This is a genomic window from Pseudomonas sp. PP3 (assembly GCF_905336995.1).
GTDB lineage: Bacteria > Pseudomonadota > Gammaproteobacteria > Pseudomonadales > Pseudomonadaceae > Aquipseudomonas > Aquipseudomonas reinekei.
This window is the reverse complement of sequence record NZ_HG995459.1, coordinates 578,703-605,222: the sequence shown is the minus strand read 5'-3', so window position 1 is coordinate 605,222 and position 26,520 is coordinate 578,703. Positions and strand designations below refer to the sequence as shown.

26 protein-coding genes are annotated in these 26,520 nt (G+C 60.3%); 10 read left to right on the top strand and 16 right to left on the bottom strand.

The features are described 5' to 3' along the window. Positions 1–89: 89 nt before the first annotated feature. Positions 90–1,124, bottom strand: a complete 1,035-nt coding sequence (gene argC / locus KHO07_RS02715) for an N-acetyl-gamma-glutamyl-phosphate reductase (protein ID WP_212626418.1) — start codon at positions 1,122–1,124, stop codon at positions 90–92. Between the two features lie 135 nt (positions 1,125–1,259). On the opposite strand from argC, the gene hemJ reads away from it, so the two are divergent. From hemJ to coq7, 6 genes are all read left to right on the top strand, one after another. Further along, complete coding sequence (gene hemJ / locus KHO07_RS02710) at positions 1,260–1,691, top strand: protoporphyrinogen oxidase HemJ (RefSeq protein ID WP_075946129.1); 432 nt, start codon at positions 1,260–1,262, stop codon at positions 1,689–1,691. 31 nt (positions 1,692–1,722) lie between these two features. Then, positions 1,723–2,691: a nitronate monooxygenase family protein gene (locus KHO07_RS02705; RefSeq protein ID WP_212626417.1), complete on the top strand. Its 969-nt coding sequence runs from the start codon at positions 1,723–1,725 to the stop codon at positions 2,689–2,691. 77 nt (positions 2,692–2,768) lie between these two features. Beyond that, positions 2,769–3,725: a DUF805 domain-containing protein gene (locus KHO07_RS02700; protein WP_212626416.1), complete on the top strand. Its 957-nt coding sequence runs from the start codon at positions 2,769–2,771 to the stop codon at positions 3,723–3,725. A gap of 61 nt (positions 3,726–3,786) precedes the next feature. Then, positions 3,787–4,575: an SDR family oxidoreductase gene (locus KHO07_RS02695; protein WP_150736153.1), complete on the top strand. Its 789-nt coding sequence runs from the start codon at positions 3,787–3,789 to the stop codon at positions 4,573–4,575. Between the two features lie 81 nt (positions 4,576–4,656). Then, a complete protein-coding gene (locus KHO07_RS02690) occupies positions 4,657–4,995 on the top strand; it encodes a histidine triad nucleotide-binding protein (protein ID WP_212626415.1) in 339 nt (112 codons plus the stop codon). Between the two features lie 170 nt (positions 4,996–5,165). Beyond that, complete coding sequence (coq7, locus tag KHO07_RS02685) at positions 5,166–5,813, top strand: 2-polyprenyl-3-methyl-6-methoxy-1,4-benzoquinone monooxygenase (RefSeq protein WP_075946508.1); 648 nt, start codon at positions 5,166–5,168, stop codon at positions 5,811–5,813. Between the two features lie 103 nt (positions 5,814–5,916). Here coq7 and KHO07_RS02680 read toward each other — a convergent pair whose 3' ends face one another. Then, positions 5,917–6,339 carry an OsmC family protein gene (locus KHO07_RS02680; protein WP_008061600.1) on the bottom strand — a complete coding sequence of 141 codons (423 nt, stop codon included), beginning with the start codon at positions 6,337–6,339 and terminating at the stop codon, positions 5,917–5,919. A gap of 231 nt (positions 6,340–6,570) precedes the next feature. On the opposite strand from KHO07_RS02680, the gene crp reads away from it, so the two are divergent. After that, positions 6,571–7,215, top strand: a complete 645-nt coding sequence (gene crp, locus KHO07_RS02675) for a cAMP-activated global transcriptional regulator CRP (RefSeq protein ID WP_150736150.1) — start codon at positions 6,571–6,573, stop codon at positions 7,213–7,215. Positions 7,216–7,225: 10 nt separating this feature from the next. Here the strand turns inward: crp and KHO07_RS02670 are convergent, their stop codons facing one another. The 4 genes from KHO07_RS02670 to KHO07_RS02655 all read right to left on the bottom strand — a co-directional run bounded on the left by KHO07_RS02670 (position 7,226) and on the right by KHO07_RS02655 (position 10,551). Further along, complete coding sequence (locus tag KHO07_RS02670) at positions 7,226–7,924, bottom strand: lipoate--protein ligase family protein (protein ID WP_212626414.1); 699 nt, start codon at positions 7,922–7,924, stop codon at positions 7,226–7,228. Positions 7,925–8,065: 141 nt separating this feature from the next. After that, positions 8,066–8,902 (bottom strand): indole-3-glycerol phosphate synthase TrpC, encoded by an 837-nt coding sequence (gene trpC / locus KHO07_RS02665; protein ID WP_212626413.1) that lies wholly within the window; start codon positions 8,900–8,902, stop codon positions 8,066–8,068. Continuing rightward, positions 8,899–9,948, bottom strand: a complete 1,050-nt coding sequence (trpD, locus tag KHO07_RS02660) for an anthranilate phosphoribosyltransferase (RefSeq protein ID WP_150736147.1) — start codon at positions 9,946–9,948, stop codon at positions 8,899–8,901. Before trpD ends, trpC begins: the two co-directional genes overlap by 4 nt. A 9-nt stretch (positions 9,949–9,957) precedes the next feature. Further along, positions 9,958–10,551, bottom strand: a complete 594-nt coding sequence (locus KHO07_RS02655) for an aminodeoxychorismate/anthranilate synthase component II (RefSeq protein WP_150736146.1) — start codon at positions 10,549–10,551, stop codon at positions 9,958–9,960. 104 nt (positions 10,552–10,655) lie between these two features. Between KHO07_RS02655 and KHO07_RS02650 the strand changes: the two genes are divergently transcribed. Both KHO07_RS02650 and estP read left to right on the top strand, forming a co-directional pair. Further along, a complete protein-coding gene (locus KHO07_RS02650; RefSeq protein WP_191635297.1) occupies positions 10,656–10,940 on the top strand; it encodes a hypothetical protein in 285 nt (94 codons plus the stop codon). A 16-nt stretch (positions 10,941–10,956) separates the two neighbouring features. Further along, positions 10,957–12,864, top strand: a complete 1,908-nt coding sequence (gene estP / locus KHO07_RS02645) for an esterase EstP (RefSeq protein ID WP_212626412.1) — start codon at positions 10,957–10,959, stop codon at positions 12,862–12,864. 178 nt (positions 12,865–13,042) lie between these two features. Here the strand turns inward: estP and trpE are convergent, their stop codons facing one another. The 10 genes from trpE to KHO07_RS02595 form a co-directional block, all read right to left on the bottom strand. Beyond that, positions 13,043–14,524, bottom strand: coding sequence for an anthranilate synthase component I (trpE, locus tag KHO07_RS02640; protein WP_034147360.1), 1,482 nt, complete (start codon positions 14,522–14,524; stop codon positions 13,043–13,045). Between the two features lie 70 nt (positions 14,525–14,594). Beyond that, entirely contained in the window at positions 14,595–15,413 is an 819-nt protein-coding gene (locus tag KHO07_RS02635) for a phosphoglycolate phosphatase (RefSeq protein WP_150736143.1), read from the bottom strand. Further along, on the bottom strand, positions 15,410–16,084 hold the full coding sequence (gene rpe, locus KHO07_RS02630) for a ribulose-phosphate 3-epimerase (protein WP_053162900.1): 675 nt from the start codon (positions 16,082–16,084) through the stop codon (positions 15,410–15,412). Before rpe ends, KHO07_RS02635 begins: the two co-directional genes overlap by 4 nt. 80 nt (positions 16,085–16,164) lie before the next feature. Then, positions 16,165–17,313 (bottom strand): iron-containing alcohol dehydrogenase, encoded by a 1,149-nt coding sequence (locus KHO07_RS02625; RefSeq protein WP_212626411.1) that lies wholly within the window; start codon positions 17,311–17,313, stop codon positions 16,165–16,167. 205 nt (positions 17,314–17,518) lie between these two features. Continuing rightward, the gene (locus KHO07_RS02620) at positions 17,519–18,343 is read right to left on the bottom strand and encodes an ABC transporter permease (RefSeq protein ID WP_007910157.1); all 825 of its coding nucleotides are present in this window, start codon (positions 18,341–18,343) and stop codon (positions 17,519–17,521) included. 12 nt (positions 18,344–18,355) lie between these two features. After that, the gene (locus tag KHO07_RS02615) at positions 18,356–19,603 is read right to left on the bottom strand and encodes an ABC transporter permease (RefSeq protein ID WP_212626410.1); all 1,248 of its coding nucleotides are present in this window, start codon (positions 19,601–19,603) and stop codon (positions 18,356–18,358) included. Between the two features lie 195 nt (positions 19,604–19,798). Then, positions 19,799–20,842 carry an ABC transporter substrate-binding protein gene (locus tag KHO07_RS02610; RefSeq protein WP_212626409.1) on the bottom strand — a complete coding sequence of 348 codons (1,044 nt, stop codon included), beginning with the start codon at positions 20,840–20,842 and terminating at the stop codon, positions 19,799–19,801. 44 nt (positions 20,843–20,886) lie between these two features. After that, the gene (locus KHO07_RS02605) at positions 20,887–22,011 is read right to left on the bottom strand and encodes an ABC transporter ATP-binding protein (protein WP_150736140.1); all 1,125 of its coding nucleotides are present in this window, start codon (positions 22,009–22,011) and stop codon (positions 20,887–20,889) included. Between the two features lie 342 nt (positions 22,012–22,353). Beyond that, complete coding sequence (locus KHO07_RS02600) at positions 22,354–22,983, bottom strand: response regulator transcription factor (protein ID WP_020798801.1); 630 nt, start codon at positions 22,981–22,983, stop codon at positions 22,354–22,356. Then, the gene (locus KHO07_RS02595; protein WP_212626408.1) at positions 22,984–25,383 is read right to left on the bottom strand and encodes a sensor histidine kinase; all 2,400 of its coding nucleotides are present in this window, start codon (positions 25,381–25,383) and stop codon (positions 22,984–22,986) included. It lies immediately after the preceding gene. A gap of 73 nt (positions 25,384–25,456) precedes the next feature. On the opposite strand from KHO07_RS02595, the gene KHO07_RS02590 reads away from it, so the two are divergent. After that, entirely contained in the window at positions 25,457–26,449 is a 993-nt protein-coding gene (locus KHO07_RS02590; RefSeq protein ID WP_212626407.1) for an alpha/beta hydrolase family protein, read from the top strand. The last annotated feature ends 71 nt before the right edge of the window (positions 26,450–26,520 follow it).

Genomic DNA, 26,520 nt, shown 5'->3' with positions numbered 1-26,520 from the left:
ATTGTTATGGTATATCAACCAATCCAACCGCCAGCCGAAAATGCAAAAAGGCCCGTTTAACGGGCCTTTTTACTGTGCGCGATCGAGTCCTACGGCAACATGCCTGCGTGGGACAGACCAAAGCGCTCATCCAGACCGAACAGGATGTTCATGTTCTGCACCGCCTGACCCGACGCACCTTTGACCAGATTGTCGATCACAGACAGCACCACCACCAGATCTCCGTCTTGCGGACGATGCACCGCGATACGGCACACGTTGGCTCCGCGAACACTGCGGGTTTCCGGGTGGCTGCCGGCTGGCATTACGTCGACGAACGGTTCGTTGGCATAACGCTTTTCAAACAGCGCCTGCAGATCCACCGAGCGATCCACGACGGTCGCGTACAGCGTCGAGTGAATGCCACGGATCATCGGCGTCAGGTGCGGGACGAAGGTCAGGCCGACGTCTTTGCCGGCCGCCCGACGAAGGCCCTGGCGAATTTCCGGCAAGTGACGGTGACCTTTGACGGCGTAGGCCTTCATGCTTTCCGACGTCTCGGAGTACAGCGAGCCTACAGCAGCGCCACGACCGGCACCGCTGACGCCGGATTTGCAGTCGGCGATCAAGACGCTGGTATCCGCAAGACCGGCTTCAAGCAGCGGCAGGAAACCCAATTGCGTGGCCGTTGGATAGCAGCCCGGCACAGCAATCAGGCGCGCCGTCTTGATTTGCTCGCGGTTGACTTCCGGCAGCCCGTAGACCGCTTCGTCCAACAGCTCCGGTGCGCCGTGCGGCTGGCCATACCACTTGGCCCATTCATCGGCGTCCTGCAGACGGAAGTCTGCCGACAGGTCGATGACTTTGGTGCCGGCGGCCAGCAGCTCACCTGCCAAGGCATGGGCGACGCCGTGTGGCGTAGCGAAGAACACCACGTCGCAGGCCCCCAGGGTCTTGATGTCCGGAACGCTGAACGCCAGGCCGTCGTAATGGCCTCGCAGGTTCGGATACATATCGGCCACGGCCAGGCCTGCCTCGGATCGGGAAGTGATCACAACCACTTCAGCTTGCGGATGTTGCGCCAACAGACGCAGCAGTTCGACACCGGTGTAACCCGTGCCGCCGACGATACCGACCTTGACCATAAACCTGCCCTCAACGAACCCACTGGAAAGCCGTCGATAATAGGGGCCGCGCGCGCCTGCGACAACCGGCAAGGTGACGTGCGGACGCTCAAGCCTCTACTATTCGGGCTACCGTGAATCCTGGAATAACTAAAAATGCTTTTTCTTTGGCTCAAAGCGCTCCACATCGTCAGCATCGTTTGCTGGTTTGCCGGTCTGTTCTATTTGCCGCGCCTGTTCGTTTATCACGCCCAAAGTGAAGACACGATCAGCAAAGAACGCTTCAGCCTCATGGAGCGCAAGCTGTACCGGGGCATCATGGGACCGGCGATGATCGCGACCCTGATCTTCGGTGGCTGGCTGATCAGCCTGAACCCCAGCGCGTATTTCGGCCAAGGCGGCTGGATGCACGCCAAGTTGACTCTGGTGGTGTTGCTGATCGGCTATCACCACATGTGCGGCGCGCAGGTGAAGCGATTTGCGCGTGGCGAAAACACCCGCAGCCATGTCTTCTTTCGCTGGTTCAATGAAGTGCCGGTTCTGATATTGCTGGCAATCGTAATTCTGGTCGTGGTTCGGCCGTTCTAATTCCAACAGACAACTCACCGGGGTACTTCCAATGTCGCTGCCCGCTCTGCTCGAACAACGCCTGCGTCTGCCCGTGGTGGCAGCGCCGATGTTCCTGATATCCAACCCGCAACTGGTGCTCGCCTGCTGCCGCAACGGCGTGGTCGGCAGCTTCCCGGCATTGAACCAGCGCGAGAGCAGCGGCTTCAAAGCCTGGCTGGAGGAGATCGAAGCAGGGCTGGCGACAATGGAGAACCCTGCGCCCTATGCGGTCAATTTGATCGTCCACAACAGCAACCCTCGACTGCAGGCTGACCTTGATATCTGCATCGAGCACAAAGTGCCGATCGTGATCACCAGCCTCGGCGCGGTGAAAGAACTGGTCGATGCAGTCCACAGCTACGGCGGCCTGGTGTTCCATGACGTGACAACCCGTCGCCATGCCGAGAAGGCTGCCGAGGCCGGTGTGGATGGACTGATCGCCGTGGCTGCAGGCGCCGGCGGGCATGCCGGGACCTGGAGCCCGTTTTCGCTGATCGCCGAGATCCGGCAGTTCTTCGACAAGACTCTGTTGCTGGCCGGCTGCTTGAACCACGGCCACGAAATTCTCGCTGCACAACTGCTCGGAGCGGACCTCGCCTACTTCGGCACGCGATTTATCGGCACCACCGAAAGTCATGCGCCTGACGCTTATAAAGAGATGCTGCTGACATCCAGAGCTGCGGACATCGTCCATACTCCAGCGGTGTCAGGTGTACCGGCGAGCTTCATGCGCCAGAGCCTGGAGGCCGCTGGCTTTGACATGGCGGCACTGCAAAACAAAGGCGAGGTCAATTTCGGCTCTAAACTCAAGCCGTTGAACGACGAAGCCAAAGCCTGGAAAACCGTATGGTCCGCGGGCCAGGGCGTAGGCGAAATCGATGATTTGCCGAGCGTTGACCAGTTAGTCGCGCGCCTCGACGCCGAGTATCGCAAGGCTCTGGAACACGCTGCGCAACTGCCCAAGCGGTGGCCACGCTGAAACAAATATGGGCCAGCCAATCAGCGCTGGCCTTACACTCGCGGTACTAAAACTCTCGCGACAAGGATGCCTCGGCAATGAGCGAAAACCGTTTCAAGATCGTGTTCGACGGCGCTTTGCTGCCAGGTGTCGATATCGGTACCGCCAAACTCAATCTCGCGGCGCTGTTCAAGAGTGACGTCAGTGCCATCGAGCGCTTGTTCAGTGGCCGGCCTGTGGCACTCAAGCGCGACCTGTCTCACGCCGATGCACAAACCTACCTCCAGGCACTGAAGAACACCGGTATCGAGGCCCGCATCGAGTCCGAACCTTCGATCGAATTGAATCTGTCCGACGTTCACGAGCATGTGCCAACTGCCGCCGTCGCAGAACCGCAATCCCCTTACGCCCCTCCATTGGCTAATGTGGGTGAAGGTGTTGCGGGGTTCGCCACACTCAAACCCTTTGGCGTTGAAGGGCGTATCGGGCGTCTACGCTTTCTCGCCTGGTCGATGGTGCTGAGCCTCGTGACAATGGCCGTCGTTGGTGTGTTCGCCATCATCGGCCTCGCGCTGGTGAGCAGCGACTCGACCGCCGGCCTGATCATCGGTGGCATCCTGGCCTTCTTCCTCTGCCTGGCGTTCCTCATCGCCAGCATCATGATCAGCGTCCAGCGCTTGCACGATATTGGCTGGTCAGGCTGGCTATGGCTGCTGAACCTTGTGCCATTCGTGGGCAGTTTCTTTCCGCTGTTGCTGCTGGCAATGCCGGGAAATCAAACCGCCAACCGGTATGGCGCTCCGCCGCCGCCCAACAGCACTGCGGTCAAGGTGCTGTCTGCGTTATGGCTCGTGGTGATTGCGCTGGTTATCGTCGGTGCACTGGCGGGAGGCCTCTCGGCCATTCAGGACGAATACGAAAACACCCTCGAAAGCAGCTACCAAAGTGGCTCGGTCACCAGCGACGAAATTGAAATCGAGGTCGAACCAGACGCAAATTCGGCCGCCGATGCAGCCGAAGAAGCCCAGCCCCCTGTAGACTCTGCGAAAGAATGAACAGCGCTCCCCACCCGTGACATCCGCGTCGCGGCGCGGAGCTGTTGCGATGGAGAACTGCATGACCCGTTACGCTCTGATCACTGGTGCTTCCAGCGGCATCGGCCTGGCGATGGCCGAAGCGCTGGCCCGGCGCGGCCGCAGCCTGCTTCTGGTGGCACGACAGCGTGATCAGCTGGAAAGTATTGCGACTGAACTGACTCAACGCTTTGGCGTGGAAGTGCTGTTCCGTGCCTGCGACCTGGGCGAACCGCTGCGGTTGTCCGGGTTCCTGCTGGAGCTGGAGGAAAGCGACCGCCAGATCGACTTGCTGGTCAACTGCGCCGGTATCGGTACGTGCGGACCCTTTCTGGCCCAGGACTGGATGACCGAGCAAGACCTGATCGAAGTAAACATCCTGGCCCTGACCCGCCTGTGCCACGCCATCGGTAACAGCATGGCGCTACAGGGCGGTGGGCAGATTCTGAATGTCGCCTCGGTCGCGGCCTTTCATCCCGGCCCATGGATGAGCACTTATTACGCGAGCAAGGCCTATGTGCTGCACTTCTCCGAAGGGTTGCGCGTCGAGCTGAAAAAATGTGCGGTCAAAGTCTCGGTGCTCTGCCCCGGTCCGACCCGCACCGGTTTTTTCCGCACCGCGCAGCTGAACGCAGACAAACTGGCCGACAGCAAACTGCTGATGAGCCCGGAAGAAGTCGCGCTCTATACCGTGCGGGCCCTGGAGAAAAACCGCGCAATCATTATTCCGGGTCGGCGCAACCGCTGGTTCGCCACCCTGCCCCGCTTCGGCTCGCGCTGGCTGATCCGGACAATCACCGGCATGGTCAACAAGGCTTACTGCCCACGCTGACCGGCCTGCCAGGTAAAAAGCTGGGCTCGGGCAAATCCCGTGAGTACACTCAGGCCAGCCCAAACAACGGAGAAAACAGCTGTGGATACTCTGTTCACCAAGATCATCAACCGGGAAATCCCGGCAAAGATTATTTACGAGGACGACCAGGTCCTGGCCTTCCACGACATCGCCCCACAGGCACCGGTACATTTTCTGGTGATTCCGAAGAAGCCGGTGCGCACCCTGAACGACCTGACCGAAGATGACAAAGCATTGGCCGGGCACATCCTGTTCACGGCCCAGCGCCTTGCCATGGAGCTGGGTTGTGAAAAAGGTTTTCGCGTTGTCATGAACTGTAATGAAGAAGGTTGGCAGACTGTCTATCACATTCATATGCATGTGTTGGGTCAGCGCCAGATGCACTGGCCGCCGGGCTAATTGTTAGCCAGCGGTTATCGCAGCCGGCGTGCAGGCGATGGCGTTCTTAATGACGCCATCGCCTGCACGCCGGCTTCTAGGGTGGGGTGGTGACCTCACACATGACCCAGCGCAAACCTTCCCCGGCCGATTGGGTTAAACTGGCCGCCGAGATTCCTCCGGAGGTCAGCATGACTACCCAACGTCACTACTCGCCGATTGACCGCCTTCTGCTGCAAGCCGATGCCGCGATGCGTACTTTGCTGCCGTTCAGTGGCCAGCCGTACCGCCCGTCGCCCGCCATCGTGCAGCCGGATGTGAAAATGAGCGACGAAGACACCCGGCACGTCGCCGGCCTGATGCGCATCAACCATACCGGCGAGGTCTGCGCCCAGGCGCTGTACCAAGGACAGGCCCTGACCGCCAAGCTGCCGCAAGTGCGCGCCGCCATGGAACATGCCGCCGAAGAAGAAGTCGACCATCTGGTCTGGTGCGAACAACGCATCCACCAGTTGGGCAGCCACACCAGCATTCTCAATCCGCTGTTCTACGGCATGTCGTTCGGGATCGGCGCTGTTGCGGGGCTGATCAGTGACAAAGTCAGCCTGGGGTTCGTTGCGGCGACAGAAGATCAGGTGTGCAAACACTTGAACGAACACCTTGAGCAACTGCCGGCCGAGGATGAAAAGTCCCGGGCGATTCTTGAGCAGATGCGCCTTGATGAAGAGCAGCATGCCGAAAGCGCGCTGGAGGCCGGTGGTTTTCGTTTTCCGGCGCCGGTGAAGTTCGGGATGAGTTTGTTGGCCAAGGTGATGACCAAGAGCACTTATCGGATCTGACCTCTTCGCCAGTAAGCTGGCTCCTGCAGCGGAGGTGCGACAGATATGAAAAAGGCGACTGCCGTGAGGTAGTCGCCTTTTTCATGAATCATTGAATCTCGACTCAGCCGAGCTCAATGATTTCGTAGTCGTGGGTAATTTCGACCCCGGCCGCGCCCAGCATGATCGAAGCCGAGCAGTATTTTTCGGCGGACAGTTCGATGGCGCGCTTGACTTGGGCTTCTTTCAATCCTCGGCCCTTGACCACAAAGTGCATGTGGATCTTGGTAAAGACCTTCGGGTCCTCAGTCGCGCGCTCGGCTTCGAGGAACGCTTCGCAGCTCTCGACAGCCTGACGGGACTTCTTGAGGATGCTGACCACATCGAAGTTGCTGCAACCGCCAACACCCAGCAGGAGCATTTCCATCGGCCGGACACCCAGGTTGCGACCGCCGGCATCGGGCGGACCATCCATCACCACGACATGACCGCTACCGGATTCGCCGAGGAACATGGCTTCGCCAGCCCATTGGATGCGTGCCTTCATCGCCAAGACTCCACTGTATAAAAAAGGGTCGCCAGCTTAGCACAGCCCCTTGAGGTGAAAGCGTCCCGAGGTCCTAGGACTTATCCATCTGCCGTGTAGGTAAAATCTCGAATATTGCCAGAAGTGTCTGTTAAGCTGACGCCAATTCGCTGACGCACAACCAGCCTTTGCCGCGGCTTGCGCAATTCATAAAAAATCAAACATACCGTGCAGTTTTTTCGGGATACAACCATGGTTGCTATTGCCCCCACACTCAAGATTAAAAACCTCGATAAACTGCTGATGCATTGTCAGCGTCGTCGCTATCAGGCCAAGAGCAACATCATTTGTGCCGGAGACCGCTCAGAGACGCTGTTCTTCATCATCAAAGGATCGGTCACCATCCTGATCGAGGATGACGACGGTCGGGAAATGATCATCGCGTATCTCAATACCGGGGACTTCATCGGCGAGCTGGGCCTGTTTGAACAGGCGGGCCTGGAGCAGGAGCGCAGCGCCTGGGTGAGGGCCAAGGTCGAATGCGAAGTCGCGGAAATCAGCTACGCGAAATTCCGCGAACTGTCGCAGCAAGATCCAGACATTCTTTACGTGCTCAGCGGACAAATCGCACAACGCCTGCGCAACACCACGCGCAAGGTGGGTGACCTGGCGTTCTTCGATGTGACCGGCCGCGTTGCACGTTGCCTGCTGGAGCTGTGCAAACAGCCAGACGCCATGACCCACCCCGACGGGATGCAGATCAAGGTAACCCGTCAGGAAATCGGGCGAATTGTCGGGTGTTCCCGGGAGATGGTCGGTCGCGTGCTCAAGGATCTTGAGGAGCGCAACCTGGTGGACGTCAAAGGCAAGACCATGGTGGTCTTTGGTACTCGATAAGTTCGAAAACCTAGCCGCTGAACATCTGCTTGAGCATTAGCCCGTAGAGTTCGTCCAGACGGGCCAACGCATCCGGCGCCGCGAACTTTTCATGCAGGGCGATGTGGCTTTCGGCGTGAACCCTCTGCTCCAGACCGCACGCCTGGTTGAAGCGATTGACCGCCGCGACCATCGACTCTCGTTCGTTATCAATCAACATCGCCCCGTGCACCAGCCCGACGGGACGCTGACCGTCCTGACTCTGGCGCCAGCGCTGGGCGGTGCCGACCATCTTGCGGCCGTCCAGGTTAACGTTGAAGCGTCCGTCGCAGAACGCACCGTCGATTTCACCGAGGGACGACGTGCCGCCCAACTCATCCAGCAACTGGCAGATCGGATCGCACAGACGCCGGTAGCCGGATTCGATGCGGTTCAAATCGCCTTCGCTGCGCGGTGGTGCGTAAACCAGGGCAATGTTGATCGTTGTGGCTGACTGAGGAACCGGTTCGCCGCCGGTATCGCGCAACAACACTGGCCAGCCCGCCGCTGCCGAGACTTCACATGCAGCATCGAAACCTGGCAAACGATTCAATCGGCGAGGCATCACCAATGCCTGATCGCTCGGTTGCCAGAACAGCAGGCCAAACTCCGACTCACCGGCACAGACCGACGCCAACAGATCCTGTTCGGCTTGCAGGCCGGCTTCGATGGTCAGAGCATCTGGGGTCATATAGAAATCCGAAAGACGTTCAGTCTGTAGTGAATCTTATACCGCCATCGCGAGCAGGCTGGCTGGTTGGCTGGCTCCCACAGTGGACCTGTGGTGCCAGCAAATCCTGCTCGCGATGGGGTCGACTCGATCTGCGGGCAATCAGTCCAGTGAAGAACCGCTGACAGGAACGCCACGCTCAGGGAAGAACAGACGCTGCAGCTCGGTGCCCGGGCTTTCGGCGCGCATGAACGCCTCGCCGACCAGGAACGCGTAGACGTCGCTGATTTCCATCAACTCGACATCGGCGCGATTGAGGATGCCGCTTTCGGTGATCACCAGGCGATCGCGTGGAATGCGCGGCAGCAGGTCGAGGGTGGTTTCGAGGCTGACGTCGAACGTGTGCAGGTTGCGGTTGTTCACGCCGACCAGCGGCGTGTCGAGGGTTTTCAAGGCCCGCTCCAGCTCGTCACCGTCGTGGACTTCCACCAGCACATCAAGGTCGACGCTTTTGGCCACGGCCGCCAGCTCAGCCATTTTCACGTCATCCAGCGCGGAGACAATCAACAGCACGCAATCGGCACCGAGCGCACGGGCTTCAATGATCTGGTACGGGTCGATCATGAAATCCTTGCGAATGACCGGCAGCTGGCACGCCGCACGAGCCTGTTGCAGATACGCATCGGCACCCTGGAAGTAGTCGATGTCAGTAAGCACCGAAAGGCAGGTCGCGCCGCCCTTCTCGTAGCTTTTAGCGATGTCGGCTGGAACGAAGTGCTCGCGGATCACGCCTTTGCTCGGCGAAGCTTTCTTGATTTCAGCGATGACCGCCGGCTGTTTCAGCTTGGCCTGAGCCTGCAACGCCTTGGCAAAGCCGCGGGGTGCATCGGCCGCCTTGGCCAGGTTTTCCAGCTCGGCGAGGCTTACGCGAGCACTACGCTCGGCAACTTCCTCGACTTTTCGCGCCAGAATCTTTTCCAGAACCGTCGGTACACTCATCCCTCATTCTCCACTTTGAATACCGCGGTAAATGCACCCAACTCCTCAAGTTTTTCCCGAGCGAGACCGGTATGCAGCGCATCGTGCGCCAGGGCTACGCCCTCTTTCAGGCTGCTGGCATGGTCGGCGGCGTACAGCGCAGCGCCGGCATTGAGCATGATCATCTCCGCAGCCTTCTGACCGTTTTCGGTCTTGCGCTTGCCCAGGGCATCGCGAATCAGCTCAAGGGATGCCGCCGGGCTTTCCACCGCCAGGCCGTGCAGGCTCTGGCTTTTCATGCCCAGATCTTCCGGCTCGACCCAGTATTCGGTGATTTTGTCGTCCTTGAGCTCCGCCACGAAGGTCGGTGCCGCCAGGCTGAACTCATCCAGGCCATCTTTCGAATGCACCACCAGCACGTGTTTGCTGCCCAGACGCTGCAACACTTCGGCCAGCGGCCGGCACAATGCCTGGGTGAACACGCCCACCACCTGATGTTTCACGCCGGCCGGATTCGTAAGCGGGCCGAGCATGTTGAACAGCGTACGCAAGCCCAGATCCTTGCGCGGACCGGCGGCGTGTTTCATGGCGCTGTGGTGGGTCTGGGCAAACATGAAGCCGATACCGACGTTGTCGATGCAGCGCGCCACCTGGACCGGCGTCAGGTTCAGGTAAATACCGGCGGCTTCGAGCAGGTCGGCACTGCCGCTCTTGCCCGAGACCGCGCGGTTACCATGCTTGGCCACGGTGCAGCCGGCCGCCGATACGACGAACGCGGAAGCGGTCGAAACGTTGAAAATATTCGCGCCATCACCGCCGGTGCCGACTACATCGACCACGCCGTCGAGGGTCTTGAGCTCGACCTTGTCCGCCAGTTCGCGCATGACCGACACGGCGCCGACGATTTCGTCGATGCTCTCGCTCTTCATGCGCATGGCCATCATGAACGCGCCGATCTGCGCCTCGGTGCATTGGCCGGTCATGATTTCGCGCATCACATCGCGCATTTCATCGGTGCTGAGGTCGAGGTGATCGACGATACGGCTCAGGGCTGTCTTGATATTCATGAGGAGTCCTTAGCGCGTGCCGCCGGTTTGTTTGAGGAAGTTGGCGAACAGTTCGTGGCCCTGCTCGGTCAGGATCGACTCAGGGTGAAACTGCACGCCTTCGATGTTCAAGGTCTTGTGACGCAGGCCCATGATCTCGTCGACCGAGCCGTCTTCGAGCTGAGTCCATGCGGTCAGTTCGAGGCAATCAGGCAAGGTTTCGCGTTTGACGATCAAGGAATGATAGCGGGTGACGGTCAGCGGATTGTTCAGGCCGGCAAAGACGCCCTTGTCTTCGTGGAACACCGGGCTGGTCTTGCCGTGCATGACCTGGCGGGCGCGGACCACATCGCCACCAAAGGCCTGGCCGATGGATTGATGGCCCAGGCACACGCCCAGAATCGGCAGCTTGCCGGCGAAGTGTTTGATGACGTCAATCGAGACGCCGGCTTCGGTCGGGGTGCAAGGACCGGGAGAAACAACGATGCGCTCTGGGTTGAGGGCTTCGATTTCGGCAACAGTAAGCTCATCGTTGCGCACGACTTTGACCTGGGAGCCCAGCTCACCAAGGTATTGCACAACGTTGTAGGTAAAAGAGTCGTAGTTATCGATCATCAGCAACATGGCGTTAAGAACCTCTAAAATTTACTGACTTAATACAGCCTTCGAATGATTTACCCGCAGCGTCCTGCACTTTGGCGGTCGCTGGAATCGCGAAGCAAAGCGCAGTGTCACGAAACAAAGAAGGCAATGCGGTAAAGATCCGGCCGGGCCGGCAGAAGGATTCAGGCGCGCCAACGCCAACGGGCGTGTGCCTTGATGACTTGATCCAGGAGTTTGCTGACGATCAACACGGGGAAGGTCTCATTTATACGTCTTGGCACAGTAACTTAGCTGGGCAGAGCGTGCAATATGGGGTGATCGAAGCAAGTAAAACATTCGCCAGGTTCGCGCCGAATGGCGTCAGGCTCTATAGTTTTTTGGCACTGTCGTTTCATCCACTAAAACAATAAACAAACGGACTTGCTCATGATCAGACAGACGCTGTTCACACCGCTTGTCGGTTGCCTGCTCGCCATGGCCTGCGCCCAGGCGAGCGCGGCACCCAATCCTTTTTCGAACTTCATCGTCTTTGGCGACAGCCTCAACGATGCGGGGCAGTTTACCGACACGGGCGGGCCTGCCGGTTCGACGCTGCGCTTCACCAACCGGACCGGGCCTACATATCAGGACGGCAGCGGCGAAGTGTATTCCGCCAACTCAACACAACTGCTTGGGGGCAGGCTTGGATTCTCAGCGGACCAGACCGCCGCGTCGACTTCAGCCGCCCGCGCCGCCCAAGGCCTGCCGGATGGCAACAACTGGGCCGTTGGCGGCTACCGCACCGACCAGATCCTCGCTTCAATCACCACCGTATCTGCTACGGGTGAACGTGCGCGAGCGGGTTACTTACCGGCCAATAGTCTGCGCGCCGATCCGAACGCGTTGTATTACCTCTCCGGCGGCGGTAACGACTTCCTGCAAGGACGCGTGCAAAGTGGCGCCCAGGCGAATGCCGCTGCGGACCGCCTGGCCAACAGCGTTCAGGTCCTGCAAACGGCCGGCGCCCGATACATCATGGTCTGGCTGTTGCCGGACCTGGGACTGACACCGGCCATCAATGGCACCCCGCTGCAGGGACCGACCTCGCAACTGAGCGCGGCTTTCAACCGGCAACTGGTCACTCGACTGGCGGGGATCGATGCTGAAATCATTCCGCTGAACATTCCCCTGTTGTTGCAGGAAACCTTCGCCGATCCGGCGCGATTCGGCTTTGCAACAGGCCAGAATCTGACGGCGACCTGCTTCAGCGGTGACGGCTGCACCGAAAACGCAACCTTCGGTATCAACAGCGCCACCCCGGACCCCAGCCAGCTGATTTACAACGATGGGGTGCATCCGACCGAGGCCGGGCAAAAGCTGGTGTCGGATTACGCCTATTCCCTGCTCGCCGCGCCTTGGGAGCTGACGCTGCTGCCGGAAATGGCCCACGCCACATTACGTGCGCATCAGGATGAACTGCGCAGCCAATGGCAATCCGACTGGGAGGACTGGCAGGCTGTTGGCCAATGGCGCGCCATTGTGGCCGGTGGTGGCCAGCATCTCGATGTCGATCACCAAAGCAGTGGCGCCGACGCCGATGGCAGCGGCTACAGCTTGAACATCGGCGGCAGCTATCGCCTCAATGACGCCTGGCGCGTGGGTGTGGCGGCGGGGTTCTATCGTCAGGATCTGGAGGCAGGCGATACCGATTCGGACTACAAACTCAACAGTTACCTGGCCACTGCATTCGCCCAATTCCAGCAGAACCGTTGGTGGGCTGATGCCGCGTTGACCGGCGGCAAGCTGGATTATGACAATCTCAAACGCAAATTCGACCTGGGCGCTGGCGAAGGTGCGGAGAAAGGCGACACCGATGGCTACCTCTGGGCTTTCAGCACACGCATCGGCTATGACATTGCACAGCCGGGCAGTGACTGGCACCTGTCGCCGTTCATCAGCGCCGATTACGCGAAAGTAGAGGTCGACGGTTACTCGGAGAACGCCACTCGCTCCACGGCACTGACCTTTGCTGACCAGAAGCGCGATTCAAAGCGTTTGGGCGCCGGGCTGCAGGGTAAATACCAGATCACCCCGCAGACTCAGGTGTTTGGCGAATACGCCTACGAACGCGAGTACGACGATGACACCCAGGACGTGAACATCGCGCTCAACAGCCTGCCGTCCCTCGACTTCACGCTGGATGGCTATACCCCTCAAACCCATATGAATCGCGTGAGCCTTGGCGTCAGCCACAAGTTGACGGCCGACCTGGCCCTGCGCGGCGGGTATACGTTGCGCAAGGATGATGACTTTACCCAGCAAGGCATCAACGTAGGCGTTGCGCTGGACTTCTGATCAAGCAAACAGCACGCATAAAAAACGCGGCGCCTTGACGGGCGCTGCGTTTTTTTATGCAGGTGAAGCCAATGTGGGAGCGAGCCTACTCGCGAAAGCGGTGGATCAGGCTACATCAATGTTGGCGGTGCCGGCCTCGTCGCGGGCAGGCTCGCTCCCACAAGGATTAGCGGCGAAATCAGGCGTCCGGAGTTTGTTCGGCCAGGGCCACTGCGCGGAACATCGCACGGCGCTTGTTCAGGGTTTCTTCCCATTCCAGCGCTGGCACCGAGTCGGCGACGATGCCGCCACCGGCCTGCACGTGCAGTTCACCGTCCTTGATCACCGCCGTGCGAATCGCGATGGCGGTATCCATGTTGCCGTTCCAGGCGAAGTAACCGACGGCACCGCCGTAGACGCCACGCTTGACCGGTTCCAGTTCGTCGATGATTTCCATCGCGCGAATCTTCGGTGCGCCGGACAAGGTGCCCGCCGGCAGAATCGCCCGCAGCGCATCCATCGCCGTCAGCCCTTCCTTCAATTGCCCGGTCACGTTGGAAACGATGTGCATCACGTTCGAATAACGCTCGATGACCATCTTCTCGGTGAGCTTCACCGAGCCCACTTCCGACACCCGACCGGTGTCATTGCGGCCCAGGTCGATCAGCATCAAGTGCTCGGCAATTTCCTTGTCGTCGGACAGCAGGTCTTTTTCCAGCGCCAGGTCAGCTTCTTCGTTGGCCCCACGCGGGCGGGTGCCGGCGATCGGTCGCACGGTGATCAGGTTGTCTTCGACCCGCACCAGCACTTCCGGCGAACTGCCGACGACGTGGAAGTCGCCAAAGTTGAAGAAGTACATGTAGGGCGTCGGGTTGAAGCAACGCAGTGCGCGGTACAGGTCGATGGGTGCAGCCTTGAAGTCGATCGACATGCGCTGGGACGGCACGACCTGCATGCAGTCACCGGCCAGGATGTATTCCTTGATGGTGTCGACGGCTTTTTCGTAATCGTCCTGGGTGAAACTGGAGCGGAACACCGGGTCAGCCGCTTGCTGCTTGCTGAAATCGAGGCCACGACGCGGGGTGATCGGCTGACGGAGTTTTTCCAGCAACTCTTCCAGGCGTGCTCGCCCTTGCTCGAAGGCGTCTTCCTGAGCGGGGTCGGCCAGGACGATCGCGTGCATTTTGCCGGCGAGGTTATCGAACACCACCACCGCGTCGGAAACCATCAGCAGAATATCGGGCACGCCCAGCGGGTCCGGGTTCGGGCACTTGCCCAGACGCTTCTCCACATAACGCACGCAGTCGTAACCGAAGTAACCCACCAAGCCGCCGTTGAAACGCGGCAGGCCGGCGATGGTCGGCACGTTGTAGCGGGCCTTGAAGGCTTCGACGAACGCCAGCGGGTCTTCCACGTCGTGGCTTTCGGTCTCGACGCCATCAATGGTCACGCTGACATGATGATCGTGAACCCGCAGCACGGTGCGGCACGGCAGGCCGATGATCGAGTAACGCCCCCATTTCTCGCCACCCTGCACCGATTCGAGCAGATAGGAGTTCGGCTCATCCGCCAGTTTCAGGTAGATCGACAGCGGTGTGTCGAAGTCGGCCAGGGTTTCGCAGGCAAGCGGGATGCGGTTGTAGCCGGCAGCGGCCAAACGCAGGAATTCTTCGCGGATCATGAGGTGCCTCGTGGCTTGAGGGTCTAACAGTCAGGTATGCAAACGCGCCGGATAACCGGCCAGGATCAAGTCAGGCGCGCCAACGCCAGCGGGCCAGGGCCTTGATGACTTTCATCCAGAGTTTGCGAGTGACCACCACGATGGGATTTCCAGGAGGGGATTGAACAGCGTCGGGCAACGTTATCCCAGCGGCAAGATCCAGGCAACCGGGAATTAACTTGCGCAGATCGTCGATCACCAGCGCCGGCGACTCTTCGGCGATTGGCCGGCCATGGTTATAGCCGTAGCTCAGCGCCACGCACTTGACGCCGGCTGCCTTCGCCGCCAGCACATCACTGCGCGAATCGCCGACGAACAAGGATTGCGAGGCCGGGATGTTGGCCATTTTCATCACGAAAAACAGCGCGGCCGGATCGGGCTTTTTCTGTGGCAGGGTATCGCCACCGATGATCCATTTGAAATACCGCCCGATCTTCATCTGATCCAGCAGTGGCGCGACAAACCGCTCCGGCTTGTTGGTGATCAGCGCCATCTCCACGCCCTGCTTGTGCAGCCATTTCAGGGTGTCGCGCACACCGGGATAGACCACGGTCAACTCGTGGCTTTCGCCATAAGCCTGCATGAAGATCTCCAGCGCCTGCTCGGCCTCGGTGTTGTCGACCATCGAATGATCGATACCACCGGCCAGCGCCCGTCGCACCAACACAGGGGCGCCATTGCCCACCCACTCGCGCACCGATTCGATGCCGGCAGGTTGGCGTCCGAGTTTGAGCAGCATGTTATCCACAGCCGCCGCGAGATCGGGGACCGAATCGATCAACGTGCCATCCAGATCGAACATCACCAGACGCGGCAAACGCCCTGGGAACAACTGCTCAAAGCCACTCATGGGCGAGCCAGCGCCAATTCGGAACGCATCTTGTCGATGACTTCCTGATAGTTCGGCGCATTGAAGATGGCCGAACCGGCGACGAAGGTGTCGGCGCCCGCCGCAGCGATTTCACGGATGTTGTTCACGTTCACGCCACCGTCGATTTCCAGGCGGATATCGCGACCGGAAGCATCGATCAACGCCCGTGCTTCGCGCAGTTTGTCGAGGGTGCCGGGGATGAACTTCTGCCCGCCGAAGCCCGGGTTGACGCTCATCAGCAGGATCATGTCGACCTTGTCCATCACGTACTTGAGCACGTCCAGCGGGGTCGCCGGGTTGAACACCAGACCGGATTTGCAGCCGCCTTCGCGGATCAGTTGCAGGGAACGGTCGACGTGCTGCGTGGCTTCCGGGTGGAAGGTGATGTAGGTCGCGCCGGCTTCGATGAAGTCTCCGACGATGCGGTCCACCGGGCTGACCATCAGGTGCGCGTCGATCGGCGCGGTCACGCCGTACTTGCGCAGCGCCGCGCAGACCATCGGGCCGATGGTCAGGTTTGGCACGTAATGGTTGTCCATGACATCGAAGTGCACGAAGTCGGCGCCAGCGGCCAGGACATTGTCCACTTCTTCACCCAGGCGGGCGAAGTCGGCGGAGAGAATCGACGGAGCAATTACGAAGGGCTGCATGACGCACCTTTTCTGAGCAGAATCACGATGGCGCGCATTGTATACCTCATGCTTTGGCGCGCGCACCGTGAGCGCGATGATCAGTAGGCGGCGCGGTAGATCTTCTCGATATCAATCGCGCTCAATTTGCGCGGATTGTTGCGCATCAAGCGCTCAATGCCCGCGGCTTCCACTGCCATGGCCGGGATGGCGTCCTCGGGCACCCCGAAGCTGCGCAGGCCGGTGGGGATTTCCACCGCAGCACACAACTGAGTCATGGCCTCCACGGCTTTGTCGGCCGCGTCATTGGCGCTCAGGTGCGCGGTTTTCACACCCATGGCTTCGGCAATATCCTGCATGCGTTCGACGCAGGCCATCTTGTTCCAGGTCATGACATAGGGCAGCAGCAAGGCGTTGCTGACGCCATGAGCAATGTTGAAGCGCCCGCCCAACGGATACGCCAACGCATGCACCGCGCCGACCCCGGCATTGCCGAACGCCATGCCGGCCATCAGGCTGGCGGTGGCCATGTCTTCACGGGCCTGCAGGTTAGAGGGGTTGGCGTAGGCCTTGGGCAGCGCCTTGGCGATCAACTTGATGGCGCCGATGGCCAGGGAATCGGTGATCGGCGAGGCATTGACCGACAGATAGGATTCGATGGCATGCACCAACGCATCGACACCACTGGCGGCAGTGACGCTGCGCGGGCAGGTCAGGGTCATTTGCGGGCTGACCAGCGCCACGTCCGGCAATAGATAGTCGCTGACGATGCCCTTCTTCAATTGCGCGACCTTGTCGGAAAGGATCGCCACGTTGGTCACTTCCGAGCCGGTGCCGGCGGTCGTCGGGATCGCAATCAACGGCGGGCCTTTACGCGGCACCTGGTCGACGCCGAACAAATCCTCCAGGGCGCCGTGATAACCGGCATACGCCGCGACACTCTTGGCGATGTCGATGGCACTGCCGCCGCCCAGACCGATCAAGCCGTCATGCCCGCCTTCGCGGTAGACCCGCATGCAGTCTTCGACAATGGCGATTTCCGGGTCAGGCAGCACTCGATCAAAGATCTCGTAGGTTCGACCGCCCAATTGCGCCAGTGCCAGCTCTACCGTGCCGGACTTGACCAGCGCGGCGTCGGTGACGATCAGCGGGTTGTCGATGTCCAGACGCGTCAGCTCGGCCGCCAGTTGCTCGATGGCCCCTGCGCCGGTGATCAGTTTGTGAGCGATTTTGAAAGAGGAAAGACTCATGTGCGCAGCCTCTTATAGGAGTGGGAGCTGGGCACAAGAGTAGCTGGGGATTGGGCGTTGTCTGCTATTCAGGTCATGAATGACCCCATCGAGCTTTCCACTTCCCCTTGTAAGAGCCGGCTTGCTGGCGAATGGCGCAACGCGGTGCACCTGATACACCGCGTTGCATCTTTCGCCAGCAAGCCGGCTCCTACAAGGTGTGGTGTCAGACCTGTGCGGTACGCAGTTTTTCGCTACGGCCACGCAGCCATTCCAGGGTCAGCAGCAGGATCACCGAGAAAGCGATCAGCAGCGTCGCGGCGGCGGCGATGGTCGGGCTGAGGTTTTCGCGGATGCCGCTGAACATCTGCCGAGGCAAGGTCGCTTGCTCGGGGCCGGCGAGGAACAGTGTCACCACGACTTCATCGAACGACGTAGCGAAGGCGAACAGCGCACCGGAAATCACGCCCGGCGCGATCAGCGGCAGCGTCACACGACGGAACGCAGTCAGCGGCGACGCACCGAGGCTGGCAGCGGCGCGTACCAGGTTATGGTTGAAACCCTGCAACGTTGCCGACACCGTGATGATCACGAACGGCACGCCCAGCACCGCATGCACCACGATCAGCGAGAAGAAGCTGTTGCCCAGCCCCAGCGGCGCAAAGAACAGGTAGCTGGCCACACCAATGATCACCACCGGCACCACCATCGGCGAAATCACCAGCGCCATCACCAGCGCCTTGCCGGGAAAGTCGCCGCGAGTCAGGCCGATGGCCGCCAGCGTACCGAAGACCATCGCCAGCACCGTGGCCGCCGGGGCGACGATGATGCTGTTCTTCAGGGCGCGCATCCACTCCGCCGAGGCGAAGAAGTCGTGATACCACTGCAGCGAGAAGCCTTGCAGCGGGTACACCAGGAAGCTGCCAGAGTTGAACGACAGCGGGATGATCACCAGCACCGGCAGGATCAGGAACAACAGGATCAAGCCGCAGAGAATCCGCAAGCTGTAGAACCACACCCGCTCAATGGGCGACATATAAGGACTCAGCATCTCAAACTCCCCTTAGCTCAGGCGCAGGCGGCTCGCGCCCACCAGCCAGCTGTAAATCAGATAAAGCACGACCGTCGCCAGCAACAGCAGGCCGCCCAGCGCGGTCGCCATGCCCCAGTTGATGCTGGTGTTGGTGTAGAAGGCGACGAAGTAGCTGACCATTTGATCGTTCGGGCTGCCCAGCAGCGCCGGGGTGATGTAGTAGCCGATGGCGAGGATGAACACCAACAGGCAACCGGCACCGACACCGGCATAGGTCTGCGGGAAATACACCCGCCAGAAACTGGCGAACGGATGGCAACCGAGGGAGATCGCAGCACGCATGTAGGTCGGCGAGATGCCTTTCATCACGCTGTAGATCGGCAGGATCATGAACGGCAGCAGGATGTGCACCATCGAGATGTAGACCCCGACCCGGTTGAACACCAGCTCGATCGGCTTATCGATGATGCCCATGGCCATCAGGCCGCTGTTGATCAGGCCACCCGATTGCAGCAACACGATCCACGCCGCGACTCGCACCAGGATCGAGGTCCAGAACGGCAACAGCACCAAGATCATCAGCAGGTTGCTCTGCCGCGAGGGCAGGTTCGCCAACAGGTAAGCCAACGGATACGCCAGCACCAGGCAGATCACGGTGATGACCAGGCCCATCCAGAAGGTGCGGGCGAAGATGTCGAGGTAGATCGCCTGGTCCGGGGTGGCCGGGGCGATTTCGCCGAGGTCGTCGATGCGGTGATCGACGGCCGCCAGCAAGTAGTACGGGGTGATGCTGCTGGTGTTGCGGCGCACCGCTTGCCAGTAGGCCGGATCGCCCCAGCGCTCATCGAGACCTTCCAGCGCTTCTTTATAAGAGGCCGGTTCAGTGGCGAGCGGCAAGGCGCGGGCGGTTTTGGTCAGCAGGCTGCGGTAGCCGGCCAGTTCCATGTTCAGGCGTTTGGACAAATCGCCCAACATTTGATTCTTGCGGGCTTCGGCGAGGTCTTCGGCGGCCGCTTTGTAAACCGGTTCAGCGGGCAGGCCGCGGCCGTCCCAACTGGCGATGGCGGACACAGTGCGCGGCATGCCGCCGACCACTTCCGGGTTGCCCACGCTTTTGTAGAGCAGCGCCACGATCGGCACCAGGAACACCAGCAACAGAAACAGCACCAGCGGCGCGATCAGCGCCTGTGCCTTCCAGCGGTTGACCCGCTCGGCATGCTTGAGCCGCTGCTTCAAGGTGGGGTCAGTGCCCGCGTTGACGGGAACGGCGATAGCCATGGCGTACTCCGGAAATCTTTGATCAATCGATAATGTGGGGAGCGAACTTTGTGGCGAGGGAGCTTGCTCCCGCTGGGCTGTGAAGCGGCCCCAAGATTGTGGTGGCAATACCCATTTTGTGAGTGCTTCGCACTCAAGCGGGAGCAAGCTCCCTCGCCACAAAAGCCCGCCCTCACTAGAGGGCGAGCCCTCTACTTATTTCGCCGCCCAGGAATTGAAGCGCTGTTCCAGTTGCTCGCCGTTGTCAGCCCAGAAGCTGACGTCGATTTGCACTTGGTTGGCGATGTTTTCCGGGGTGGTCGGCATGTCTTTCAGGACATCCTTGGCCAGCAACGGTACGGCTTGGGTGTTGGCCGGGCCGTAGGCGATGTTTTCCGAGTAAGTCTTCTGCTGCTGTGGCTGCACCGAGAAGGCGATGAATTTCTTCGCCGCTTCGGCACGCTTGGCGTCCAGCCCCTTTGGAATGGCCCATGCATCGAAGTCGTAGATGCCGCCGTTCCACACCACTTTCAGGTTGCTTTCTTTCTGCACGGCAGCGATACGGCCGTTGTAGGCCGAGCTCATGACCACGTCACCGGAAGCGAGGTATTGCGGCGGTTGTGCGCCGGCTTCCCACCACTGGATGCTCGGCTTGAGTTCATCGAGTTTCTTGAACGCGCGGTCCTGACCGTCCTTGCCGGCCAGCACTTTGTAGACGTCTTTGGGCGCAACGCCGTCGGCCATCAGTGCGAATTCCAGGGTGTACTTGGCGCCTTTACGCAGGCCACGCTTGCCCGGGAACTGCTTGGTGTCCCAGAAATCCGCCCAGCTGGTCGGTGCGGTTTTCAGCTTGTCTGCGTTGTAGGCCAACACGGTCGACCACACGAAGAAGCCCACGCCGCATGGCTGGATGGCGCCCTTGACGTAATCTTCAGCCTTGCCGAACAACGCCGGGTCCAGTTGCTCGAACATGTCTTCGTCGCAACCACGGGACAGTTCTGGCGATTCAACCTCTACCAGATCCCACGACACGCTTTTGGTGTCGACCATGGCCTTGACCTTGGCCATTTCACCGTTGTATTCGCCCGCCACGATCTTGCCGTTGCCCGCCGCTTCCCAGGGTGCGTAGAAGGCTTTGACCTGCGCCGCCTTGTTCGCCCCGCCAAAGGACACCACGGTCAGGTCCGGGCCTGCGGCCATCGCGTGCGAGGCGCCGATCATGCCCATGACCAGAGCTGTGAATTTCAGGGATTTCAACATTTATATTGTTCTCCACGTGCAGGGTTGGTGAAGCAGAAGGGCGATCAGTTCGCCTCTAGAAGTGGGTCGAGCGCACGAACGTGTTCGACCTGCCAGCCAAGCGGTACCACATCGCCGACCGCCAGCCCTGGATCGAGCTCGGCAATCGGTTGTTTCACGAAGAAGTCGGTCTTGCCGCAGACTTCCAGGCGAACCCGGACGTGGTCGCCCAGATAGATGAATTCCGCCACCCTTCCCGAGAAGCGGTTGACGCACGACTCGCTGGAACCGTTGAGGCTCACGCGCTCCGGGCGAATAGACAAGGTGACGGGTTCGCCGGTCCGGCCGACGTTGACCGCCAGGGCTTCCACCTTTTCACCGCGACCCAGTTCCACGATGCAACGATCGCCGGTCTGGCTGTGCAGACGGCCATTGAGGCGGTTGTTCTCACCGATGAAGTTGGCGACGAAGGTGTTTTTCGGCTCTTCGTAGAGGGTGCGCGGCGGCGCGATCTGCTGGATTTCGCCTTGATGGAACACCGCCACCCGATCGGACATGGTCAGGGCTTCACCCTGGTCATGGGTCACGTAGACCACGGTCACGCCTAGACGCTGGTGCAGGTGTTTGATTTCCATCTGCATGTGTTCACGCAGTTGTTTGTCGAGGGCGCCGAGGGGTTCGTCCATCAACACCAGTTGCGGCTCGAACACCAAGGCGCGCGCCAGTGCCACACGCTGCTGCTGACCACCGGACAGTTGCGCCGGGTAACGCTGGGCGAACGCATCGAGCTGCACCATGCTCAGGACTTTTTTGACTTTGTCGCTGACGTCGCTTTTATTCAGCCCGCGCACGGTCAGCGGGAACGCCAGGTTCTCGGCGACGGTCATGTGCGGGAACAACGCGTAATTCTGGAACACCATGCCGATATCGCGCTTGTGCGGCGGCACGTTGTTGATCGAGCGCCCGGCCAGCAGGATTTCACCCGCGGTCGGTGTTTCGAAGCCAGCGAGCATCATCAGGCTGGTGGTCTTACCGGAGCCGGACGGCCCGAGCAAAGTGAGGAATTCGCCTTTGCGAATGTCCAGGTTGAGGTCTTTGACGATCAGGTTTTCGCCGTCGTAGCTCTTCTGCACTCCACGAAAGCTGACCAGAACATCATTGGCCCCTGCACTTGAATCGACCTGGCTCATACCCACACCTTTGTTGTTGATGACTGCTGTGAACTAAGCCTAGTGGACGCCGGGACCTGCGCAAATCGGGGCGCAGGAGAGATTGGCCTCAGCCGGATGGAAGGTTGGGGGTAGGGATTGCCCTACAAGGATGGCGCGTTTTGGCAAACGCAGCGGCAAGCTGTTGGCTACGAGCCGCGAGTAATGGCAAAAACGGTGGCGGGCAGTGTCGTAAATGGATATGACGCTGCGTTTTTCTGTAGGAGCCGGCTTGCTGGCGAAGGGCGCGCATCCATCAAATATTGATGCGCCTGATACATCGCCAACGCCAGTAAGCCGGCTCCTACAGGGAATTGGGTGCGGTCAGAGAAGTTTGTGTTCCATCGCGTACTTCACCAGCTCGGCCAGTGAGGTGATGTTGAGCTTCTGCATCAATCGCGCCTTGTGGGTGCTGATGGTCTTACTGCTCAGGGCCAGTTGCTGGGCGATGTCGTTGACGTTGGCGCCTTGGGCCAGGCGTTCGAACACGGAAAATTCACGCTCTGACAGCAGTGAGTGCAACGGTCGCGAATCGGTCAGGCCGACTTCAAAGACCATGCGATCGGCCAGGTCAGGATCGATATAACGCCCACCCGCCGCCACCCGGCGGATGGCCGTTAGCAACAGCGCCGGATCGCTGTCCTTGGTCGCATAACCGGCAGCCCCGACTTTCAACGCCCGAGCGGCCATCTGCGCTTCGTCATGCATCGACAGCACCAGGATCACCGGCGGATTGTTCAGCGCTCGGATCCGTGGAATCGCTTCCAGGCCATTCACCCCCGGCATGGAGATATCCAGCAACACCACCTCGCAGGGGACATGCCGCAACGTTTCGAGCAATTGCTCGCCATTGCTCGCCTCCCCCACCACCAGCAAATCCTTGGCGAGGCCGATCAGTTGCTTGATGCCTTCGCGGACGATGGTGTGGTCTTCGGCTACCAGTACACGGATCACTTACTTCTCCTCATCAAGCGGCACTCGCACGATAAGGGTCGTGCCCTCCCCCAACTCACTTTCAAGCGACAACTCACCGCCCATGATCAACACCCGCTCGCGCATGCCGACCACGCCGAAGGATGTCGGCCTGCCAGCTGTGGCGACAAATCCTACGCCATCATCGCTGACCGTCAGACACAACTCGTCGCCTTCAAGGGCCAGCGTCAGTTCAACAGTATGCGCCTGAGCGTGGCGCATGACATTGGTCAGGGCTTCCTGAAGGATTCGAAACAGACCGATTGCCTTGGCGTCGCTGAGCATCGGCAAATTGTCCGGTACCTGCACCAGGCACGGGATCTGCGTGCGCGCCTCGAATCGCCGGGCCTGCCATTCAATGGCCGAGGCGATCCCTGCATCGAGGATCGGCGGGCGCAATGCCGTCGCCACATCGCGGACCAGCTGAAACAACTGGGCGATCAAACGCTTCATGCTGTTCAAGCGCTCGTTCAAACCAGGGTCAAGGTGCGCGTAGGCCAGTTCGCACATCGACGTTTCCAGCTTCAACACGGTCAGCATCTGACCCAATTCGTCGTGAACTTCCCGGGCAATGCGCGCCTTTTCCTCTTCACGCACGCTCTCCAGGTGCGCCGACAATTCCCGCAGCTGCGCCCGGGAGCTGGCCAGTTCCAGTTCGATGCGCTTGCTCTCACTGATGTCCCAGACAATGCCGTCCCAGACGTAGGCGCCGTCCTCCAGTTGACGGGTGATCGCCTTGATTTCCGCCCAGCGTTGTTCACCCTGGCGCGTCAGGATTCGCCCTTGCCAGGACCAGTCGCTATCAGTGTCCAACGCATGGTCCTGGGTCTGGTGATAGCTGGCTTTGTCGTCAGGATGCACCAGACTGCGCAGGCCTTTGTCGCGATGCGCCAGGACCGCCGGCGCATAACCGACCAGGCTTTCACTGCCCTCACTGATGTAGGCAAAGTCGATTTGGCCTGTCACCGGCGCCCGTTCCAGACGAAAGACCAGGCCTGGCACATTCGCCGCGATCCCTTGCAGCCGCGCCTCACTTTCCTGCAATGCTGCCAGGGCGCGGCGCCGCTCGGTGACGTCGGTGAGGTAGACCACCAGGTATTCGCCATCGCGAAAGCGCAGGAAGCTCAGCGACACATCGGCGGGCAGGATGCTGCCATCGGCCCGCAAGCAATTGGTTTCGAAACTTTGCGGCGACTCGTCGCTGGCTCTGGCGCGCTTCCACAGGTTCAGCCAGCGATCCATGTGCAGGCCGGGTTCGAAATCAATCAACGGGCGATCGATGATCCCGCCCGATGGATAGCCGAGCATGGTTTCGGCGGCGCGGTTGGCGTAGCGCACGTGGCTGTCCCAATTGACCCAAAGGATGCCGACGGTGCTTTGATCGATGGAAAACTGGGTCAGTCGCAGCGCTTCTTCACTGGCGGTACGCAAGCAGATGTCCGCTTGCGCGGCCGCCAGTCGCTGCTCGAGGCTGTGGTGCTGACGGCGCTGCCAGAACACGATCGCCATGCTGCTCAGCGCCACAATCAACAACAGCAGGCAGAGGTTTTGCCAGAACCCGGGGGACTCGGTCAGCCGCGGGTACTTGGGTTGCAGCCACTGGTTGTGCAGGGTTTCCAGATCCTTGGCCGGGATCGCCCGCAGCGCACTTTCGACGATACCGGCCAGTTCCGGTTTGTCGCGCCGCGTCGCCACCCGCAGCAATTGCGGTAGACCGATGTCACCCACCACCACCAGGCCGGCGAATTCCGGCTCGACCGACAGGCGCCCCAACTGCGCCTCATCGACCACGGCATAGCCAGCTTGCTGGCTCAACAACAATTGCAGTGCCTGACGCTCCATCGGCACGCCCTGAAGGTTCAGATGCGGATAGTTGCCACGCAGGTAGTCGGCGGTCGCGCTGGGCATTCGCACGGCCACGCGAGTCTGGCTGTCGAGTTTTTCCAGCTCCACCGCACCGGTGCTTTTCTGGTCGCTGACGACCAGTTGCGGCACTCGCATGTACGGATCGGAAAACTGCCAGAGGCGCAGACCACCGGGCGTCTGGCTCAGCCCCGGGGCGATATCGATTTCACCCGCACGCGCGGCGGCTTCCAGCTGTTCAAGATCAGGAAAGTTGCGCCAGCTCAGCTCGACGTTGAGCGACTTGGCCAGCCACTTCATCAACTCGACATTGACCCCGGACAGGCGCTGCAGGCGGCGATCGTATTGAGCGTAGGGCGCTTGCAACACCAGCCCGACACGCAATTCGCCCTGTTGTGCCAGCCATTGTTGCTGGGCGGCGGACAACACGGCGACGTGGGCCGCAGGCGCGGCCGCCGCCCAGCCCATCAAGGGAAACCACAACCAGCCGATAACCCACAGGCAGCGAAAACGCATCATCGAACTCTCACACACTGACAAATACTGACCAACCCATTAGGCTGCCGGAATCACTTCTGGCCTGGAATATCCGATGCCCCCTGTCTACCGCCTGGCACTGCCAGCATTGTGCCTGTCGCTGATCCTGCCATGCGCTTTTTCCGTCGAGGCTGCCGACCCGGCACCTGCCGCCGTGGAACAACCCGCGCAGGAAAAGCCGCTTGAGCGCCAGCCGTTGCCTGAGCGTAGTCAGGAAGAAGCGACTGCACTCGAACGAAAAATTCCTGCCCAGGAGCAGCAACAACTGCAAGCGGGTAGCGACACGTTCCTCGCCTTGTGGAAACCGGCCAATACCGCCGAACCGAAAGGCGCGGTGATTATCGTCCCGGGCGCTGGCGAAACCGTTGACTGGCCGCAAGCAATCAGTCCGTTGCGCCGCCAATTGCCCGACGCGCAATGGAGCAGCCTGAGTATCACCTTGCCGGACTTGCAAAGCGATGCCATCGCGCCACGCGTCGCCGAAGCACCACCGACGCCGAAAACGCCGGACGTCGGCAGCAAAGACGCGACCACCGCCGCCCCCATCGAGCAGGCTGCGGGAGGTGAAGCTGAAGTGGCTGACAAACCCGTCGCTGAAACCAGCGAAGAACATTCCAAGGCTGACGCCGAACGAATCTTCGCCCGCATCGATGCGGCGATTGCGTTTGCCGAACAGCAGAGCGCTCGCAGCATTGTCGTATTGGGGCATGGCACCGGCGCGTATTGGGCCGCGCGTTATCTGAGCGAGAAGCAGCCATCGCAGGTCGAACGCTTCGTCATGGTCGCCGCGCAAACGCCTGGGCAAGCGAAACCCGAGCTGGACGAACTTGCGCCAACGCTGAAGCTACCCACAGCCGACATTTTCTACATGGACAAGCCGCTGGACCGCAACGCGGCATTGGCGCGGTTGCAGGCCAGCAAACGCTTGAAGACTTCGGCTTTCAGTCAGGTGTCGCTCAAGGCGCTGCCGGGCGACAGCAAAGCGCAGCAGGAACAGCTGGTTCGGCGGGTGCGGGGTTGGTTGAATCCGCAGAATACGGCGAATTGATAGAGCGCGTCGCCCCCATCGCTGGCAAGCCAGCTCCTACGGGATTTATGTCGATGACAAAATTTGTGAAC

Coding starts and splice junctions, on each gene's coding strand:
- trpC (WP_212626413.1), bottom strand. CDS start 8,902: ATGAGTGTACCGACGGTTCTGGAAAAGATTCTGGCGCGAAAAGTCGAG.
- KHO07_RS02590 (WP_212626407.1), top strand. CDS start 25,457: ATGCCCCCTGTCTACCGCCTGGCACTGCCAGCATTGTGCCTGTCGCTG.
- trpD (WP_150736147.1), bottom strand. CDS start 9,948: ATGAATATCAAGACAGCCCTGAGCCGTATCGTCGATCACCTCGACCTC.
- KHO07_RS02655 (WP_150736146.1), bottom strand. CDS start 10,551: ATGTTGCTGATGATCGATAACTACGACTCTTTTACCTACAACGTTGTG.
- KHO07_RS02695 (WP_150736153.1), top strand. CDS start 3,787: ATGACCCGTTACGCTCTGATCACTGGTGCTTCCAGCGGCATCGGCCTG.
- argC (WP_212626418.1), bottom strand. CDS start 1,124: ATGGTCAAGGTCGGTATCGTCGGCGGCACGGGTTACACCGGTGTCGAA.
- KHO07_RS02705 (WP_212626417.1), top strand. CDS start 1,723: ATGTCGCTGCCCGCTCTGCTCGAACAACGCCTGCGTCTGCCCGTGGTG.
- KHO07_RS02605 (WP_150736140.1), bottom strand. CDS start 22,011: ATGAGCCAGGTCGATTCAAGTGCAGGGGCCAATGATGTTCTGGTCAGC.
- KHO07_RS02700 (WP_212626416.1), top strand. CDS start 2,769: ATGAGCGAAAACCGTTTCAAGATCGTGTTCGACGGCGCTTTGCTGCCA.
- estP (WP_212626412.1), top strand. CDS start 10,957: ATGATCAGACAGACGCTGTTCACACCGCTTGTCGGTTGCCTGCTCGCC.
- coq7 (WP_075946508.1), top strand. CDS start 5,166: ATGACTACCCAACGTCACTACTCGCCGATTGACCGCCTTCTGCTGCAA.
- KHO07_RS02670 (WP_212626414.1), bottom strand. CDS start 7,924: ATGACCCCAGATGCTCTGACCATCGAAGCCGGCCTGCAAGCCGAACAG.
- KHO07_RS02680 (WP_008061600.1), bottom strand. CDS start 6,339: ATGAAGGCACGCATCCAATGGGCTGGCGAAGCCATGTTCCTCGGCGAA.
- trpE (WP_034147360.1), bottom strand. CDS start 14,524: ATGATCCGCGAAGAATTCCTGCGTTTGGCCGCTGCCGGCTACAACCGC.
- crp (WP_150736150.1), top strand. CDS start 6,571: ATGGTTGCTATTGCCCCCACACTCAAGATTAAAAACCTCGATAAACTG.
- KHO07_RS02595 (WP_212626408.1), bottom strand. CDS start 25,383: ATGATGCGTTTTCGCTGCCTGTGGGTTATCGGCTGGTTGTGGTTTCCC.
- hemJ (WP_075946129.1), top strand. CDS start 1,260: ATGCTTTTTCTTTGGCTCAAAGCGCTCCACATCGTCAGCATCGTTTGC.
- KHO07_RS02620 (WP_007910157.1), bottom strand. CDS start 18,343: ATGCTGAGTCCTTATATGTCGCCCATTGAGCGGGTGTGGTTCTACAGC.
- rpe (WP_053162900.1), bottom strand. CDS start 16,084: ATGCAGCCCTTCGTAATTGCTCCGTCGATTCTCTCCGCCGACTTCGCC.
- KHO07_RS02615 (WP_212626410.1), bottom strand. CDS start 19,603: ATGGCTATCGCCGTTCCCGTCAACGCGGGCACTGACCCCACCTTGAAG.
- KHO07_RS02625 (WP_212626411.1), bottom strand. CDS start 17,313: ATGAGTCTTTCCTCTTTCAAAATCGCTCACAAACTGATCACCGGCGCA.
- KHO07_RS02635 (WP_150736143.1), bottom strand. CDS start 15,413: ATGAGTGGCTTTGAGCAGTTGTTCCCAGGGCGTTTGCCGCGTCTGGTG.
- KHO07_RS02610 (WP_212626409.1), bottom strand. CDS start 20,842: ATGTTGAAATCCCTGAAATTCACAGCTCTGGTCATGGGCATGATCGGC.